Source organism: Nonomuraea muscovyensis (assembly GCF_014207745.1).
GTDB lineage: Bacteria > Actinomycetota > Actinomycetes > Streptosporangiales > Streptosporangiaceae > Nonomuraea > Nonomuraea muscovyensis.
Genome location: NZ_JACHJB010000002.1, coordinates 2,367,742 through 2,383,962, shown reverse-complemented (window position 1 = coordinate 2,383,962; position 16,221 = coordinate 2,367,742). Strand labels below are relative to the sequence as shown.

The window sequence follows — 16,221 nt, the reverse complement described above, 5'->3', positions numbered from 1 at the left end:
GCACACGGGGGTGACGTACACCACAATCCCGGGAGCCGGCTTGCTGGAGGTTCGCAATCTCGAGGTGGTCTACGACGACGTGATGCTCGTGCTGCGGGGCGTGAGCCTGGTGGTCCGCCCCGGCTCGATCGTCGCGCTGCTCGGCGCCAACGGCGCGGGCAAGACCACATTGTTACGTGCCCTGTCGGGCCTGCTCGACGTGCACGACGGCAAGATCACCAAAGGCTCGATCACCCTTGAGGGCGAGCCCGTCCACCATCTCAGGCCCGCGCAGATCGTCCGGCGCGGCATCAGCCAGGTCATGGAGGGCCGCCGCATCCTGGCCGAGCTGACCGTCGAGGAGAACCTCAAGGTCGGCGGCCACACCGAGCGCGTCTCCCATCTCGATCGCGTCTACGACCTGTTCCCCCTCCTGCGTGAGCGGCGGGCGAACGTGTCCGGCTACCTGTCGGGAGGCGAGCAGCAGATGCTCGCCGTCGGCCGCGCCCTCATGGCAGGCCCCCGCTACCTGCTGCTCGACGAGCCCAGCCTGGGGCTCGCGCCCGCGCTGGTGTCGCAGATCCGCGACCTCATCGTCGAGATCAACCGGCAGGGCACCACCGTTCTGCTCGTGGAGCAGAACGCCACGATGGCGCTGTCCATCGCCGACCACGGCTACGTCATGGAGACCGGCAAGATCGTCATGGACCGGCCGTCGGGCGAGCTGCTGGCCGACGAGGACATCAAGGAGTTCTACCTCGGGACGGTCCGGTCCTTCCGCGAGGTCAAGCACTACAAGCGGAGGAAGCGGTGGCTGTCGTGAGCACCGAGCCGGTCCTGCGGGTGCAGGACGTGCACCTGAGCTTCGCCGGTGTCAAGGCCATCGGCGGCGTCACCTTCGACGTGGGCCCCGCCGAGCTGCTGGCGATCATCGGCCCCAACGGCGCCGGCAAGACGTCTGTCTTCAACGTGCTGTCGGGCGTCTACCGGCCGCAGCGCGGCCGGGTCACCTTCCTCGGCGAGGACCTGCTCGCCAGGCGGCCGCCCGAGATCGCCGCGATGGGCCTGGCCAGGACCTTCCAGAACGTGGAGCTGTTCCACAACCTGACCGTCCTGGACAACCTCATGCTCGGCCGCCACCACCACTTCCGCTACGGCGCGCTCGCCGCCGTCCTGTGGTACGGCCGGGCCAGGCGGGCCGAGCTGGCCGCCCGCGCCCGGGTCGAGGAGATCGTCGACTTCCTGGAGCTGGAACCCTGGCGGAGCCACCCCGTGCGGCTGCTGCCGTACGGGATCCAGAAGCGCGTCGAGCTGGGCCGGGCGCTGGCGATGGAGCCCCGCCTGCTCCTGCTGGACGAGCCGGTGGCCGGGATGAACCTGGAGGAGACCGAGGACATGGCCAGGTTCGTCCTGGACATCCGCGACGAGCTGGGCATCCCGATGGTGCTCGTCGAACACGACATGGGCCTGGTCATGGACCTGGCCGACCGGGTGCTGGTGCTGGACTTCGGCCGGCCCGTCGCGTGCGGCGCCCCGGCCGAGGTGCAGCGCGACCCCGAGGTGATCAGGGCGTACCTGGGAGGCGCGGCATGACGGCGACCATCGGTGAGCGGAACGCGGCCGGTCTGACCACCATCGTCACCCGGGTGCGCGAGCGCGCCCGCGCGGCCCCCGGCGCCGTCGCCATGCGGCACAAGGATCTCGGCATCTGGCGGGAGGTCACCTGGGCCGCCTACTGGGCGCGGGCCGAGCTGGTCGCGCACGCGCTGCTCGCGCTCGGCGTCGAGCCCGGCGACCGGATCGCGGTCCACTCCGAGAACCGGCCCGAGTGGCTCTACACCGACCTCGGCGCCGTCGCGGTCCGCGCCGTCACGGTCGGGCTCTACCCGACCAGCCCGGCCGCCGAGGTCGCCCACCTGCTCACCGACTCCGGCGCGACGATCCTGCTCGCCGAGGACCAGGAGCAGGTGGACAAGGCGCTGGCCGTCGCCGCCGAGTGCCCCGAACTGCGGCACATCGTCTACCTGGAGCCGCGCGGCGTCCGCGGCCGCTACACCGACCCGCGGCTGCTGGCCTGGCCCGACCTGCTCGCCCTCGGCGAGCGGCACCGCGCCGAGCACCCCGACGCCGTCGAACGGCGGATGGCCGCCGCCGAGCCCGGCGACGTGATGACGCTCATCTACACCTCGGGCACCACCGGGCCGCCCAAGGGCGTGATGCTCACCGTCCGCAACGTCGAGTTCGCCGTCGAGACGCTGGTGACCGGGGGCGGGTTCACCTCGCCGCCGCCGTCCGAGCGCGACCTGGCGCTGTCGTACCTGCCGCTGTGCCACGTCGCCGAGCGGGCGTTCACCGTCTGGTTCAACGCGGCGGCCGGCGTGCAGGTGAACTTCGCCGAGTCTCTCGACACCGTGCAGGCCAACCTGCGCGAGGTGCAGCCGACGATCCTGTTCGGCGTGCCGCGCATCTGGGAGAAGGTGCTCGCCCAGGTGGACATCAGGCGTGACTCCGCCACCCCGGTCAAGCGGGCGACCACCCGGTTCTGGCTGCGGGTGGCCGACCGCGTCGGCGACACGCTGGTGCGCACCGGCGGCCGGCACACGCCGGCCACCCGCCTGCTCTACGCCGCCGGCTGGCTCCTGTGCTACCGGGCGCTGCGCGAGCGGCTCGGCATGCGCCGGGTGCGCTACGCGGCCTCCGGCGCCGCCCCCATCGCCCCCGACGTCCTCAAGTTCTACATGGGGATCGGCATCCCCATGCACGAGGTGTACGGCATGAGCGAGAACACCGCCGTCGCCACCGCCAACCGTCCCGGCCGGGTGCGGCTGGGCACCGTCGGCGAGCCGCACCCCGGCGTCGAGCTGCGGATCGACGAGGCCACCGGCGAGATCATGACCAGGCACCCGGGCACGTTCGCCGGCTACTGGCGCAACCCGCACGCCACCGCGGACGTCCTCGACCCGGACGGCTGGCTGCACACCGGCGACGTCGGGGAGTGGGTGGAGGGCACCCACGTCCGCATCACCGACCGGATGAAGGACATCATCATCACCGCCGGCGGCAAGAACGTCGCCCCCAGCGAGATCGAGAACGCGCTCAAGGCGTCGCCGTACGTCAAGGAGGCCGTCGTCATCGGCGACCAGCGGCCCCACCTCGTCGCGCTCATCGGCGTCGAACGCGACACGGTGGGGGAGTGGGCCCGCCGGCGCGGCGTCACCTACACCACCTACCGCGACCTGTCGGGCAAGGCGGAGGTCCGCGAGCTCGTCCAGGGCGTCGTCGACGAGGTGAACGCCCGTCTCGCCCGCGTCGAGCAGATCAAGCGCTTCGCGTTCCTGCCCAAGGAACTCGACCACGAGGACGGCGAGCTGACCGCCACCCAGAAGGTCAAGCGCTCCGCCGTCGCCAAGCTGTTCGAGGACCTCGTCGAAGGGATGTACGCGCGGTGAAGGCGCTGCTGGAAACGGTCATCAGGGGGCTGGGCAACGGCTCGGTCTACGCGCTGCTGGCACTCGGATTCGTGATCATCTACAAGGCGACCCGGGTGATCAGCTTCGCCCAGCCCGCCCTCATGCTGGCCGGCGCGGTCGCGGTCAGCTACCTGGCGGAGGTGACCGGGTTCTACGCCGCCGTGCTGCTGGCCGGGCTGCTCATCGCCGGCGTGGCCCTGGCCGTCGAGCGCGTCGCGATCCGGCCCATGGTGGGGCGGCCGGTGTTCGTGGTGGCGATCATCACGCTGGGCGTCGACATCGTCGTGCGCGTCGTGGTCAACGCCTTCATCGGCAGGGACGTGCGGCAGGTGGGCGACCCGTGGGGGTTCGACCAGGTCGCGCTCGGACCGCTGGTCGTGCAGCAGCGCTGGCTGGCCATGCTCGCGGTGACGGCGGTGCTCGTCGCGCTGCTGTTCGCGTTCTTCCGGTACACGCGATACGGGCTGGCGATGCGGGCGGCGGCGTTCGACCAGGAGACGGCGCTGGCCCAGGGCGTGTCGGTGGGCATGGTGTTCGCGCTGTCGTGGGGGCTGGCCGGGTTCCTGGCCGCCGTCGCCGGGACGTTCGTCGGCACCGGGCAGGGCATCGAGCAGGGCACCTGGGTCATCGCGCTCAAGGCGCTGCCCGCGATCATCGTGGGCGGGCTCGACTCGCTCGGCGGCGCCGTCGCCGGCGGGCTGGTCGTGGGGGTGGTCGAGTCGCTGTTCCAGTCCTACCAGGGCGAGTACGCGCCGTGGCTGGGCCAGAACTTCGCCGTCGTCACGCCGTACGTGGTGATGTTGGTCGTCCTGCTGGTCAGGCCGTACGGCCTGTTCGGCACCCGGGAGGTCGAGCGGGTATGACAGACGTGAAATCCGGGCCGGCTCCGTCCGCCCCGGACATACCGACCGGACGGTCTCGCCGGGTGCGCGGGCGGCCGCTGCTCCACACCTCCTACGCCCAGGACATGGCGCTGCTCGACACCCCCGCCAAGCGGGTCTCGACCGGGCTGCTCGTCCTGCTGGCCCTCGGGCTGTCCGTGGTGCTCGCCGACCGTTCCCTGGAGGTGCTGGCCGGGGCGTACGTGCTGGCCATCGGGGCGATCGGGCTGAACATCGTCACCGGGTACGCGGGGCAGGTGTCGCTCGGGCACGCCTTCTTCGTCGCGATCGGCGCCTACACCGCGGCCGCCCTGTCGGGGCCCACCGGCCAGGACGTCATCGGCTACGGCGTGGCCGAGATCTGGATCTGGCTGCCCGCGGCCGGGCTCGTCGCCGCCGCGGCCGGGGTGCTGGTCGCGCCGCTCGCCACCCGGCTGCGCGGCCTCTACCTGGCCATCGTCACGCTCGGCCTGGTCTTCCTCGGCGAGCACGTGCTCAAGGAGTGGAAGGCGCTCACCGGCGGGCCCGGCGTCGGGCGGGAGGCGGCGGTTCCCCAGCTCCTCGGCTACCGGCTCGACCAGGACGGGCCGCTCGGGACCCGGGAGCAGGTGCTCTACCTGCTGATGCTGGTGCTGCTCGTCGCCTTCGCCGTGGCGGCCCGCAACCTCGCCCGCTCGCGGGTCGGCCGGGCGTTCGCGGCGATCCGCGACCGTGACATCGCCGCCGCCGTCATGGGCGTGCCCCTCACTCGCTACAAGGTGCTGGCGTTCGGCATCTCCTCCTTCTACGCCGGCTGCGCCGGCGGCCTGCTCTACAGCGTCTCCGGGTACGTGGAGCCGGGCTCGTTCAGCCTGCTGATGTCGGTGCAGTTCATCGCGATGGTGCTGATCGGCGGGGTCGCCACCGTGTCCGGCGCGATCGCGGGCGCGCTGTTCATCTCGCTGCTGCAGCCGCTGACCCGGGCGCTGCCGTCGCTGCTGCCGGTGATCAGCGCCGACACGACGCAGACGCCCAACGTGTTCCAGGTCGAGACCGTGCTCTACGGGCTGCTCATCGTGCTGTTCCTCGTCTTCGAGCCGCGCGGGCTGTTCGGCCTGTGGGTCCGCGCCCGCAACTACTGGAAGTCCTGGCCGTTCTCCTACTAGAGAGGGAGTTTTCATGAAGAGTCGCTATGTGGTGGTCTCTGCCGCGTTGGTGGCCCTTCTGTCCGCGTGCGGCGTCATCCGGGGGGACGACGAGGGCAGCAAGGGCGCCCAGGCGGCAGGGGTCACCAGCGAACCCTGTCCGGCCGCGGTGGACAAGAACAAGGGCTGCATCTACCTCGGCACGGTCTCCGACCTGACCGCCGGGCCGTTCGCGGCGCTGGCCGTGCCGATCACCGACGCGCAGAAGGCGTTCTGGGCGCGGGTCAACAAGGCGGGCGGCATCGGCGGCACGTACGAGGTGGACGTCACCAAGTTCGTCCGCGACAACAAGTACAACCCCGAGGTGCACCGGCAGGTCTACAACGAGATGAAGGACCAGGTGCTCGGCCTGGCCCAGACGCTCGGCTCGCCCACCACCGCGGCCATCCTCGGCGACCTCAAGGCCAACAGCGTCGTGGCGGCCCCGGCGTCGTGGACCTCGGCGTGGGAGTTCGAGGACGTCATCCTCGAGACCGGCGCCAACTACTGCGTGGAGGCGATGAACTCCGTCGACTACGCGATGGAGACCTACAAGCCCAAGAGCGTCATGGCCGTCCACCTGGCCGGAGACTACGGAGCCGACGCCGCCGCCGGAGCCAAGATCGCCGCCGAGCGCAACGGCCTGACGTTCACCAGCGTCGAGACGCCCTCCGGCGCCACCGAGCAGGGCCGCGCCATCACCGAGATCACCAAGAACAAGCCCGACCTGGTCATCCTCACCACCGGGCCCGCCGACGCCGCCACCATCGTCGGCCAGGCGGCCGCGGCCGGCTTCAAGGGCCGGTTCATCGGTACCGGCCCCACCTGGAACCCCGCCCTGCTCAAGTCACCCGCCGCCCCCGCCCTGAAGGCCCTGTACGAGCAGTCGGCGCCGGGCAAGCCGTGGGACTCCGACACGCCCGGCCACCAGGCCATGCGCGAGGCGCTGCCCGGCGTGACCCCCAACGACGGCTACACCTCCGGCTGGGCGTGGGCGTACCCGATGAAGGCGGCGCTGGAGAAGATGGTCGCGAGCGGCGACGTCAGCCGCAAGGGCCTGCTCGCGGCGGTCAAGAGCCTGCAGACCGTCGACTACGAGGGCATGCTGCCGCCCGAGGCGGGCAACTTCGCCGGTGACCCCAACGCGGCGACGTTCCGCCAGACCCTCGTCAACAAGCTCGACGACAAGGCCCCGACCGGGGTCACCACGGTGAAGGACTTCTTCGTCGGGCCGACCGCCCAGGGCCACACCTTCGACGGGCCCTGCTACGCCAAGCTCTAGCTCGCCCCGGGGCGCGGACCGGTTGGCCGGCTGCCGACGATCTGACGAGATCATGGGTAGTGTCGAGGCATGCGACGTATCCAGAGCCGGTTCGTGCCCCTCGCCGCATCCGCCCTCCTCGTGCTCGCCGCAGGGTGCGCCGAGGTCAACACCACGATCGACAAGGCCCAGGCCTGCCTCGAAGCCCCCAAGATCATCACTGAGCTGGGCGCCGAGATCGCGAAGTACAAGGACGACCCCCAGGCCATGGACAAGGCCATCGACAACGCCGCCGGCAAGCTCAACGAGGTGGCCGACAAGGCGTCCAACACCACACTCAAGGAGGCCACCGACGAGCTCGCGACCACCCTCGGCGGCATCAACGTCCAGAACGTCAACGACGCCGTCGACGCCGCCCAGAAGGTCACCGGTGACACGGCCGCCTACCTCGACCGGATCCGCCAGGCCTGTAGCTGAACCCCGGCTTCTCTAGGGGAAATGGGGACCAATTAGCGTCGAAGGCATGGAGCCGGATCCGCGTTTCACCCTCGCGAACGAACGCACCTTCCTGACGTGGCTCAGCACCGCGCTGGCGCTCAGCGCCGGCGGCGTGGCCATCGCGGCGGTGCCGGAAGGCGTGTTCGTCCCGTGGGCCCGCACCGCTCTGGCCGTCATCCTGGTCACCCTCTCCGCGCTGGCGGCCGGCATGGCCTACCCGCGCTGGCGCAACATCCAGCGCGCGCTGCGCGAGCAGGCGCCCCTCCCGCCCCCCGCCCTCGCGGCCGTGTTCGGCTACGGGGTGGCGGCCGTCGCCGTCATCGCCCTGGTGCTCATCCTGCTCGCGGCCTGAGAGGTCACGGCCGGAGATGTCACGCGAGATCTGGGACCCGGGACTACAGAGCGAACGCACCAGGCTGGCCTGGGTCCGCACCGCCGTGATGCTGGCCACCGGCGGGATCGCCGGCGCGGGACTCGTGCTGCGGCACGGCCCGCCGCCCGCCACCGGCGTGTCCGCCGTGGCGTTCGCGCTCGCCGCCCTGTCCGGCGCCGTGCTGCTGACGCGGACCGGCGTCAGGTTCCGACGGGTGCAGGGGGCGCTGCACGGCGGCCGGCCCGTCGACAGCCGGCCGGACGCGCTGCTCGCCTGGCTCGGCACGCTGTGCGCGGTCGCGGGCGCGGCGGTGTTCGTGCTCAGCGCGTGACCGGTGCCGGGGAAGCGGTGGCCGGCCGGCCGCTTGCGGGGAGCGCGGCGCGGGACGACACTCGGGGTAAGGGGGGTGTTCCATGGACGAGGAGCGCAGGACACTGCCGTTCGAATGCCGTCGCTGCTGGCACGTGTGGGAAGAGGAGTACGTGGTCCGGCACGGCGCCGACGCCCACGGCCACGAGCGTGAGATCTGGCTGCTGGGCGGCGTGCAGGTGCCGCCGCCGGGGGAGGGCGCCGTCTGCCCGCGGTGCGGCTGCCAGCAGTGCACCACGTTCCCCGAGGGGTACCTGAGCCGCCACCCCGAGCTGATCCCGCCCGCGGAGCCCGCCGCGCCCGACGCGACGCCGCTGCTCAGCCCGGTGCCCCGGCGGATCTACTGACGCCCCGTGGTCGGCGGGCCGTCAGGCCCGCCGGCCACGCGGGGGCTCAGCTCAGGCTGTCCAGCCACGCCTGGTGCAGGCCGGCGAACCGGCCCGAGGCGGCGATGAGCCGGTCGGGCGGGCCGTCCTCCACGATCTCACCGCGGTCCATGACCAGCACCCGGTCGGCGATCTCCACGGTCGACAGCCGGTGGGCGATGATCAGCGCGGTCCGGTCGGCGAGGATCGTGCGCAGCGCCCGCTGCACCAGCCGCTCGCTCGGCACGTCCAGGCTCGACGTGGCCTCGTCGAGGATGAGCACCGCCGGGTCGGCGAGGAACGCCCGCGCGAACGCGACGAGCTGCCGCTGCCCCGCCGACATCCGGCCGCCGCGGTTGCCCACCTCGGTGTCGTAGCCGTCGGGCAGGGAGGCGACGAAGTCGTGCGCGCCGATCGCCATGGCGGCCTCGCGCACCTGCCGATCGGTGGCGTCGGGCCGGCCGAACCTGATGTTGTCGGCCACGGTGCCGCTGAACAGGAAGTTCTCCTGCGTCACCATGACGACCGCGGACCGCAGCGTCGGCTCGTCCAGCTCCCGCAGGTCCACGCCGTCGAGCAGCACCCGGCCCGCCGTCGGGTCGTAGAACCGGGAGATCAGCTTGGCCAGCGTCGTCTTCCCGGCGCCGGTCGCCCCCACCAGCGCCACGCTCTGCCCGGCCGGGACGGTCAGGTCGAGGTGCGGCAGGATCGGCATCTCCTCGACGTAGGCGAAGCGGACCCCCTCGAACCGCACCTCGCCGCGCGCCTCGGGCAGCGGCCGCGGCTCGCGCGGCTCCGGCACGGCCGGCTCCTCCTCCAGCACGCCCGACAGCTTCTCCAGCGCGGCGCCCGCCGACTGGAGCGTGTTGTAGAACTGGCTGATCTCCTGCATCGGCTCGTAGAACTGGCGCAGGTACAGCAGGAACGCGGCCAGCACGCCCACCGTGACCTCGCCGTGCAGGGCCAGCCAGCCGCCGTACACCAGGACGGCGGCGACGGTCATGTTGCCGATGAGCTTGACACCCGGCATGAACAGCGCGATCAGCTTCATGCTGCGCGCGTTGGCGTCGCGGTAGTCGTCGTCGAGCCGCTGGAAGATCTCCTGGTTGCGCGGCTCCCTGCGGAACGCCTGCACGGCGCGGATGCCGGTCATCGACTCCACGAAGTGCACGATGACCAGCGCCACCGTCTCGCGGGTTCGCCGGTAGACGATCGCCGACTGGCGGCGGAACCACCGGGTGAACAGCAGCAGGATCGGCAACGGCAGCAGCGCCACCAGCCCCAGGTGGACATCCAGCACGAGCAGCACCACGGCCGTGCCGAAGAGGGTGAGCACCGCCGTGACCAGGCTGTCGAAGCCGGACTGGAGCATCTCGGCGATGGCCTCGATGTCGGAGGTGAGCCGCGAGATCACCCGGCCCGAGGTGTACTTCTCGTGGAAGCTCAGCGACAGCCGCTGGAAGTGGTCGAACACCCGGCGCCGCAGCTCCAGCAGGATGCTCTGGCCGATCCGGCCCGACATCTTGAGGAACGCCTGCCGGGTGAGCGCCTGGGTGGCGGCCGAGGCCAGGATCACGCCGATCACCGTGAGCAGCGTGCCGGGGCCCGTGCCGCGCAGCATCGGCGGGATGCCCGAGTCGATGCCGACCTTCACCAGGTAGGGGATGGCCAGGCCCGCCGCGTTGGAGACGACGATGATCGCGGTGAGCGCCGCGATGGCCTTGCGGTGCGGCGACAGCAGGTCGCCGAGCAGCCGGCGCGAACGCTCCCGCAGCAGAACCGAGACCTTGTCCGGCAGCTCGTCGCGTTCCTCGGAGGCGACGCCGCGCCAGTCGGCGGCCGAGGGCGCCGAGGATGCCGAGGATGCCGACGGCGCGGGGGACGCCGGGGGCGCGGGGGGCGCGCTCATCGCAGGGCTCCTTCGGACGGGTCGAGGTCGGCGTCCTGCGCGAGCAGCTCGCGGTACTCGGGCACCGTGGCCAGGAGTTCGTGGTGCCGGCCGACGTGGGTGATCGTGCCGTCGCGCAGCAGCGCCACCTTGTCGGCGAGCAGCACGGTGGAGGCGCGGTGGGCCACCACGATGCCGGTGGCGTCGCTCAGCACGTGGCGCAGCGCCTTCTCCACCAGCGCCTCGGTCTCCACGTCCAGCGCCGACAGCGTGTCGTCGAGCACGAGGATGCGGGGCCTGCTGAGCACCGCCCTGGCCAGGGCCAGCCGCTGTCGCTGCCCGCCGGACAGCGACATGCCCTGCTCGCCGATGCGGGTGTCGAGGCCCCACGGCAGGTCGTGGACGAACATTGCCTGCGCGGTGCGGATGGCGTCGTCGAGCTCCTCGTCGGTGGCGTCGTGGCGGCCCAGCGTGAGGTTCTCGCGCACGCTCATGGAGAACAGCGTGGGCTCCTCGAACGCGGTCGCGACGATCTGGCGCAGCGACGGCAGCGTCAGGTCGCGTACGTCGTGCCCGTCGATCGTGACCCGGCCGGCCGTGGGGTCGAGCAGCCTCGGCACCAGAGAGGTCAGCGTCGTCTTGCCCGAACCGGTGGCGCCCACGATGGCGACCGTCTCGCCCGGCCGCACGTCGAGCCGCACGTCGCGCAGCACCGGCTGGTCGGCGCCGGGGAAGTGGTATCCGACGCCCTCGAACCGCAGGTGGCCGCGCGGGCCGGCGATGGTGACGGCGCCGCCCTGGATGGCGGGCACGGTGTCCATGACCTCCATGACCCGGTCGGCCGAGGTCATCGCCTCCTGGGCCATGGCCAGGATGTAGCCGAGGCTGGCGATCGGCCACACGAGCTGCAGCATCAGCGTGGTGAAGGCGACCAGCGTGCCCAGCGTCAGCGCCCCGCCGCCCACGGCCAGGGCGCCGAGGAGCAGCACCATCGCGAGCGTGACGTTCGGGATGACCTCGAGGAAGGTGAAGAACCTCGCCGACAGCCGCACCTTGTCCATCGACGTGCCGTAGACCTTGCGCGCGGCGTCGTCGTAGCGGTCGTAGACGTGGTGCCGCCGGCCGAACGCCTTGATCGTCCGGATGCCGATGGCCGACTCCTCGACGAACGTGGCGAGGTCGCCCTGCTCGTCCTGCACCTGCCGGGAGATCTTCATGTAGCGCTTCTCGAAGCGCATCGACACCAGCACGATCGGTACGGCCGAGGCCGCCACCAGGAGCCCCAGCGGCCAGTACATGTTCAGCAGCAGCACCGTGACCGTGGTGAGCTGCAGGATGTTCATGACCAGGAAGAGCATCCCGAAGCCGAGGAAGCGGCGGATCGTCGACAGGTCGGTGGTGGCGCGTGAGAGGAGCTGACCCGACTGCCACTCGCCGTGGAAGGCCATGGGCAGCCGCTGCAGGTGCTCGTACAGGTCGTCGCGGATGCTGGTCTCCAGACCGAGCACCGCCCTGATCTGCGTCCATCTCCGCAGGAAGATGAGTAATGCTTCGACGACGCCCACGCCGAGCGCCACGAGGCCGAGAGGGAGCAGGCCGCCCGGGTCGCCGCTGGTGACGGGCCCGTCGATCACCTCCTTGCCGACGAGCGGCAGGGCGATGCTGGCGCCGATGCTGACGATCGCCACGAGCCAGATGAACACCAGTCTGGCCACGTAGGGGCGGAGGTAGGACTTCATCCGCCACAGGGAGTTGGTGGAGAGCAGGGGACGGCGAGATGAGCGGGTATCCGGAGGCATCACTTCCAGGCTAGTACGCGGGATCAACCGATTTTCGGCTCGCCACGCGGCCCCGGATCGTCTCCGGAGCTCAGGTGGCCAGACGGCGGAGCAGCGGGGAGATGCGATAGCCGACCAGCCGGCGCATCACCAGGGCGGTGTTGGTCCGCTCGACGCCGGGGATGGCGAGGATCCGGCCGGCGATCCGGTAGAGGTCGTCGGCGTCGGCCCCGACGATCTGCACGAGCAGGTCGGTGGGGCCGCTGACGCCGTGCACCTGGAGCACCTCGGGGATGTCCGCCAGCGCGGCGGCGACCTCGTCCAGCCTGCGCTGGGTCACCTGGGTGGTGACGAAGGCGGTCAGCGGACAGCCGAGCGCGGCCGGGTCGATCCGGCGCTCGAACGAGTCGAGCCCCCTGCCCTGCTCCAGCCGGGCCAGGCGGGCCTGCACGGTGTTGCGGGACAGCCCGGTCCGCTCGGCCAGCGCGATGGCGGTGGCGCGGGGCTGCTCGGTCAGGGCGAGCAGGATGCGGGCGTCGATGGCGTCGATCCGGTCGTCGCTTGGCACATTGCCCACCATCGCAGGCATGCGGAGGCGACGGCAAGTGCATTCTGCTCAATCAGGAGGCGCTCTCTTGTGCAGACGGACGTCGACATGGTGTTCTCGGGGGCATTGCTGCACACCTGGAGGGGACATGGGCACGCCGACCGAGCTGCTGCGGGACATCGAGCGCCGCGTGCTGTGGCTGTCGGCGTCGATCGTGCACCACGCCAACCGGGTGCGCCCCAACCCCTCGGGGCTGAAGGTCGGCGGGCACCAGGCGTCGTCCGCCTCGATGGCGTCCATCATGACGTCGCTGTGGTTCGCGCACCTGACGCCGGAGGACCGGGTGTCGGTGAAGCCGCACGCCTCTCCGGTGCTGCACGCGATCAACTACCTGCTCGGCGAGCTGGACGAGGCGTACCTGACGACGTTGCGTGAGTTCGGCGGGCTGCAGAGCTACCCGAGCCGGGCCAAGGACCCCGACCCGGTGGACTACTCGACCGGATCGGTCGGCATCGGAGCCACCGCGCCGATCTGGGGCGCGCTCGCCCGCCGCTACGTGGGAGCCGGCGCCGGACGGCAGTTCTCCCTGATCGGCGACGCCGAGCTGGACGAGGGCGCCGTCTGGGAGGCGATCCTCGACCCCTCCGTGCGGGAGCTGGGCGAGATCGTGTGGGTGGTCGACCTCAACCGGCAGTCCCTCGACCGGGTGGTGCCGCACCTGGCCGCCGAGCGGCTGCGGGGCATGTTCGCCGCCGCCGACTGGCAGGTGCTCACCCTCAAGTACGGCCGGCTGCTGCACGAGCTGTTCGACCGGCCCGGCGGCGACGCGCTGCGCGCCCGGATCGACCGGATGCCCAACCCCGAGTACCAGCGCCTGCTGCGCTGCACCGCCCCCCAGCTCAGGCAGCGGCTGCCCGGCGGCGAGCCCGCGATCGCCCGGCTGGTCGCCGACCTCGACGACATCACCGTCCTGCGGGCCGTGCGCGACCTCGGCGGGCACGACCTCGACGCGCTCGGCCAGGCCTACTCCGCCATCGACGACACCCGCCCGACCGTGATCTTCGCGTACACGGTGAAGGGGTACGGGCTGCCCACCGAAGGTCACCCGCAGAACCACTCGTCGCTGCTGACCACGGAGCAGATGCGCGACCTCGCCGGCCGGCTCGGCGCCGACCCCGGACGACCCTGGCTGCGCTTCCCTGACGGCAGCGAGCAGGCATCGCTGTGCGCGGAGGCGGCCGGGCGGCTGCGCAGGCGCGCCGTCCCCGCGCACACCCCGCCGCCGCTGCCCGCCGACATCGGCCGCACCCCGTCCGGCACCGCCACCACCCAGGCCGCGCTCGGCCGTACCCTCATGGACCTCACCCGCGAGGCGCCCGAGGCGGCCCGCCAGGTCGTGACCGTCAGCCCGGACGTCAGCTCCAGCACCAACCTGGGCGGCTGGGTGAACAAGGTCGGCGTGTGGTCGCCACGCGAGCGGGTGGACTGGTTCGCCGACGACCCCGAGACGATCCTGCACTGGCGGGAGCAGCCCACCGGGCAGCACATCGAGCTGGGCATCGCCGAGACCAACCTGGTCGGCCTGCTCGGCGAGCTGGGCGCCACCTGGAGCCGGTGGGGCCGGCCGCTGCTGCCGATCGGCGTGCTGTACGACCCGTTCGTGTCACGGGCGCTCGAACCGTGGTCGTTCGGCATCTACGCGGGAGGCCAGTCGATCCTGGTAGGCACCCCGTCCGGGGTCACGCTCGCCCCCGAGGGCGGCGCCCACCAGTCGATCACCACCCCGTCCATCGGGCTCGAACAGCCCGGCTGCGTCACCTACGAGCCCGCTTTCGCCATCGACGTGGAGTGGACGCTGCTCGCCTGCCTGGCACGCCTGGGCCGGCCGGGCGGCGGCTCCGCCTACCTGCGGCTGTCGACGAGGCCGGTGGACCAGGCCCTGGCGGCGGTCCCCGCCGACCCGGCCGCCCGGGAGCGCCGCAGGCGCCAGGCCGTCGCCGGGGCCTACCCGCTGCGCAGGGCCGACCGGCCGGCGGTCACCGTCGCCGCCATGGGCGCCGTCGTGCCGGAGGCGCTCGCGGCCGCCGACCGGCTGGAGCGGTCCGGCGTGCCGGCCGACGTCGTCTGCGTGACCAGCCCCGGCCTGCTGTTCGAGGCGCTGCGCTCCCGTCAGGGGCGGGAGGACGGGCCGAGCTGGATCCTCGACCAGGCCTTCCCGGCGCGGCGGGCGACCCCGCTGGTCACCGTCCTGGACGGGCACCCGCACACGCTGGCCTTCCTGGCCACGGTCAACCAGGTGCCGTCCGTCCCGCTCGGCGTCACCCGATTCGGCCAGTCGGGCACGATCGAGGACGTCTACCGCCATCACGGGATCGACGCCGACAGCATCGTGACCGCCGCCCTCGACCTCGCCCCGGACGCCTGACCCCCGCAGCCTCGCGCCCCCAGGCCCCGCCCGACAGGGCCCCCTCACCGGAGCCCCCGGCTCACCCCTTCCACACCCTGCCCGCGTCATCCCGTCCGGCGGGGCTCCCGTCCGGTGAGTGGCCCGCATGTGAGGGGCCGCCTGGGGATGCCGCCGCGCTCCCATGACGGACGGGCGGCGGACGCGGCTTGACGCCGACCTCGATGTCCGCTATTCCTACTTATATAGTAGGTAAACCTGGAAAGGGGACGTCGTGCGGGCCCTCATCCTGCTCGGACTGGTCGGATTCGCTGCACAACTCGTCGACGGCAGCCTGGGCATGGCCTACGGCGTCACCTCGACCACGCTGCTGCTCGCCGTCGGCACCAACGCGGCGGCCGCCTCGGCCACCGTGCACCTGGCCGAGATCGGCACCACCCTCGCGTCAGGCATCTCCCACTGGCGCTTCGGCAACATCGACTGGAAGGTCGTCATCCGGATCGGCCTGCCGGGCGCGGTCGGCGCCTTCGCCGGCGCGACGTTCCTGTCGAGCCTGTCCACCGAGGTGGCGGCGCCGGTCATGTCGCTCATCCTGCTCACACTGGGCGCCTACATCCTCGCCCGGTTCACGGCCTTCGGCCTGCCGCGCGGCAACCTGGGCAAGCCGCTGCGCAGGCGCTTCCTCGCCCCGCTCGGCCTGCTGGGCGGCTTCGTGGACGCCACCGGCGGAGGCGGCTGGGGCCCGGTCGGCACACCCGCCATCCTGGCCAGCGGGCGGCTCGCGCCGCGCAAGGTGATCGGCTCGATCGACGCCAGCGAGTTCCTCGTCGCGGTGGCCGCCAGCGTCGGCTTCTTCGTCGGCATCGGCTCGGAGAACATCGACTTCGCCTGGGTCGCGGTCCTGCTGCTCGGCGGCGTCATCGCGGCGCCGATCGCGGCCTGGCTGGTGCGCCACATCCCGCCGCGCATCCTCGGCTCGGCCGTGGGCGGCGTCATCGTGCTGACCAACGTGCGCACCCTGCTGCGCAGTGACTGGATCGACGCCCCCGGCGGCGTCCAGACGGTCGCCTACCTGATCATCGCCGTGATCTGGGCGGCGGCCATCGCGTACTCGGTCCGCGCCTACCGTCGCGACAAGGAGAACGAGACCGTCGAGGCGATCGAAGGCGCCAGGCGGCCCTCGGCCGCGGAGGAGGAGACGGCCTCCGCCTGAGGCCCGCACCGGCACCGCCGGTGGTGCTGTCG

15 protein-coding genes are annotated in these 16,221 nt (G+C 71.9%); 12 read left to right on the top strand and 3 right to left on the bottom strand.

What is annotated here, in order from left to right:
* Positions 1–40: 40 nt before the first annotated feature.
* The 10 genes from FHU36_RS27795 to FHU36_RS27750 all read left to right on the top strand — a co-directional run bounded on the left by FHU36_RS27795 (position 41) and on the right by FHU36_RS27750 (position 8,341).
* On the top strand, positions 41–802 hold the full coding sequence (locus tag FHU36_RS27795) for an ABC transporter ATP-binding protein (protein WP_185086742.1): 762 nt from the start codon (positions 41–43) through the stop codon (positions 800–802).
* Complete coding sequence (locus FHU36_RS27790; RefSeq protein WP_185086741.1) at positions 790–1,572, top strand: ABC transporter ATP-binding protein; 783 nt, start codon at positions 790–792, stop codon at positions 1,570–1,572. The genes FHU36_RS27795 and FHU36_RS27790 overlap by 13 nt, the downstream gene beginning before the upstream one ends.
* On the top strand, positions 1,569–3,428 hold the full coding sequence (locus tag FHU36_RS27785) for an AMP-dependent synthetase/ligase (protein WP_185086740.1): 1,860 nt from the start codon (positions 1,569–1,571) through the stop codon (positions 3,426–3,428). Before FHU36_RS27790 ends, FHU36_RS27785 begins: the two co-directional genes overlap by 4 nt.
* On the top strand, positions 3,425–4,312 hold the full coding sequence (locus FHU36_RS27780) for a branched-chain amino acid ABC transporter permease (protein ID WP_185086739.1): 888 nt from the start codon (positions 3,425–3,427) through the stop codon (positions 4,310–4,312). Before FHU36_RS27785 ends, FHU36_RS27780 begins: the two co-directional genes overlap by 4 nt.
* Positions 4,313–4,374: 62 nt before the next feature.
* The gene (locus FHU36_RS27775) at positions 4,375–5,475 is read left to right on the top strand and encodes a branched-chain amino acid ABC transporter permease (RefSeq protein WP_185086738.1); all 1,101 of its coding nucleotides are present in this window, start codon (positions 4,375–4,377) and stop codon (positions 5,473–5,475) included.
* A gap of 13 nt (positions 5,476–5,488) precedes the next feature.
* Entirely contained in the window at positions 5,489–6,775 is a 1,287-nt protein-coding gene (locus FHU36_RS27770; protein WP_185086737.1) for an ABC transporter substrate-binding protein, read from the top strand.
* Between the two features lie 69 nt (positions 6,776–6,844).
* Positions 6,845–7,231 carry a DUF8711 family protein gene (locus FHU36_RS27765; RefSeq protein WP_185086736.1) on the top strand — a complete coding sequence of 129 codons (387 nt, stop codon included), beginning with the start codon at positions 6,845–6,847 and terminating at the stop codon, positions 7,229–7,231.
* A gap of 46 nt (positions 7,232–7,277) precedes the next feature.
* Complete coding sequence (locus tag FHU36_RS27760) at positions 7,278–7,604, top strand: YidH family protein (protein ID WP_185086735.1); 327 nt, start codon at positions 7,278–7,280, stop codon at positions 7,602–7,604.
* Between the two features lie 16 nt (positions 7,605–7,620).
* Positions 7,621–7,956, top strand: coding sequence for a DUF202 domain-containing protein (locus tag FHU36_RS27755; protein ID WP_185086734.1), 336 nt, complete (start codon positions 7,621–7,623; stop codon positions 7,954–7,956).
* A gap of 82 nt (positions 7,957–8,038) precedes the next feature.
* Positions 8,039–8,341, top strand: a complete 303-nt coding sequence (locus FHU36_RS27750; protein ID WP_185086733.1) for a hypothetical protein — start codon at positions 8,039–8,041, stop codon at positions 8,339–8,341.
* Positions 8,342–8,387: 46 nt separating this feature from the next.
* On the opposite strand, the gene FHU36_RS27745 is transcribed toward FHU36_RS27750, so the two are convergent.
* The 3 genes from FHU36_RS27745 to FHU36_RS27735 all read right to left on the bottom strand — a co-directional run bounded on the left by FHU36_RS27745 (position 8,388) and on the right by FHU36_RS27735 (position 12,593).
* Positions 8,388–10,268 (bottom strand): ABC transporter ATP-binding protein, encoded by a 1,881-nt coding sequence (locus FHU36_RS27745; RefSeq protein ID WP_185086732.1) that lies wholly within the window; start codon positions 10,266–10,268, stop codon positions 8,388–8,390.
* Positions 10,265–11,986, bottom strand: a complete 1,722-nt coding sequence (locus FHU36_RS27740) for an ABC transporter ATP-binding protein (protein WP_185086731.1) — start codon at positions 11,984–11,986, stop codon at positions 10,265–10,267. The genes FHU36_RS27745 and FHU36_RS27740 overlap by 4 nt, the downstream gene beginning before the upstream one ends.
* A gap of 130 nt (positions 11,987–12,116) precedes the next feature.
* Positions 12,117–12,593 carry an Lrp/AsnC family transcriptional regulator gene (locus tag FHU36_RS27735; protein WP_185086730.1) on the bottom strand — a complete coding sequence of 159 codons (477 nt, stop codon included), beginning with the start codon at positions 12,591–12,593 and terminating at the stop codon, positions 12,117–12,119.
* A 127-nt stretch (positions 12,594–12,720) separates the two neighbouring features.
* Here FHU36_RS27735 and FHU36_RS27730 point away from each other — a divergent pair, with 127 nt between their 5' ends.
* Both FHU36_RS27730 and FHU36_RS27725 read left to right on the top strand, forming a co-directional pair.
* Complete coding sequence (locus FHU36_RS27730) at positions 12,721–14,997, top strand: transketolase-like TK C-terminal-containing protein (protein WP_185086729.1); 2,277 nt, start codon at positions 12,721–12,723, stop codon at positions 14,995–14,997.
* A gap of 253 nt (positions 14,998–15,250) precedes the next feature.
* A complete protein-coding gene (locus FHU36_RS27725) occupies positions 15,251–16,189 on the top strand; it encodes a sulfite exporter TauE/SafE family protein (RefSeq protein WP_185086728.1) in 939 nt (312 codons plus the stop codon).
* The last annotated feature ends 32 nt before the right edge of the window (positions 16,190–16,221 follow it).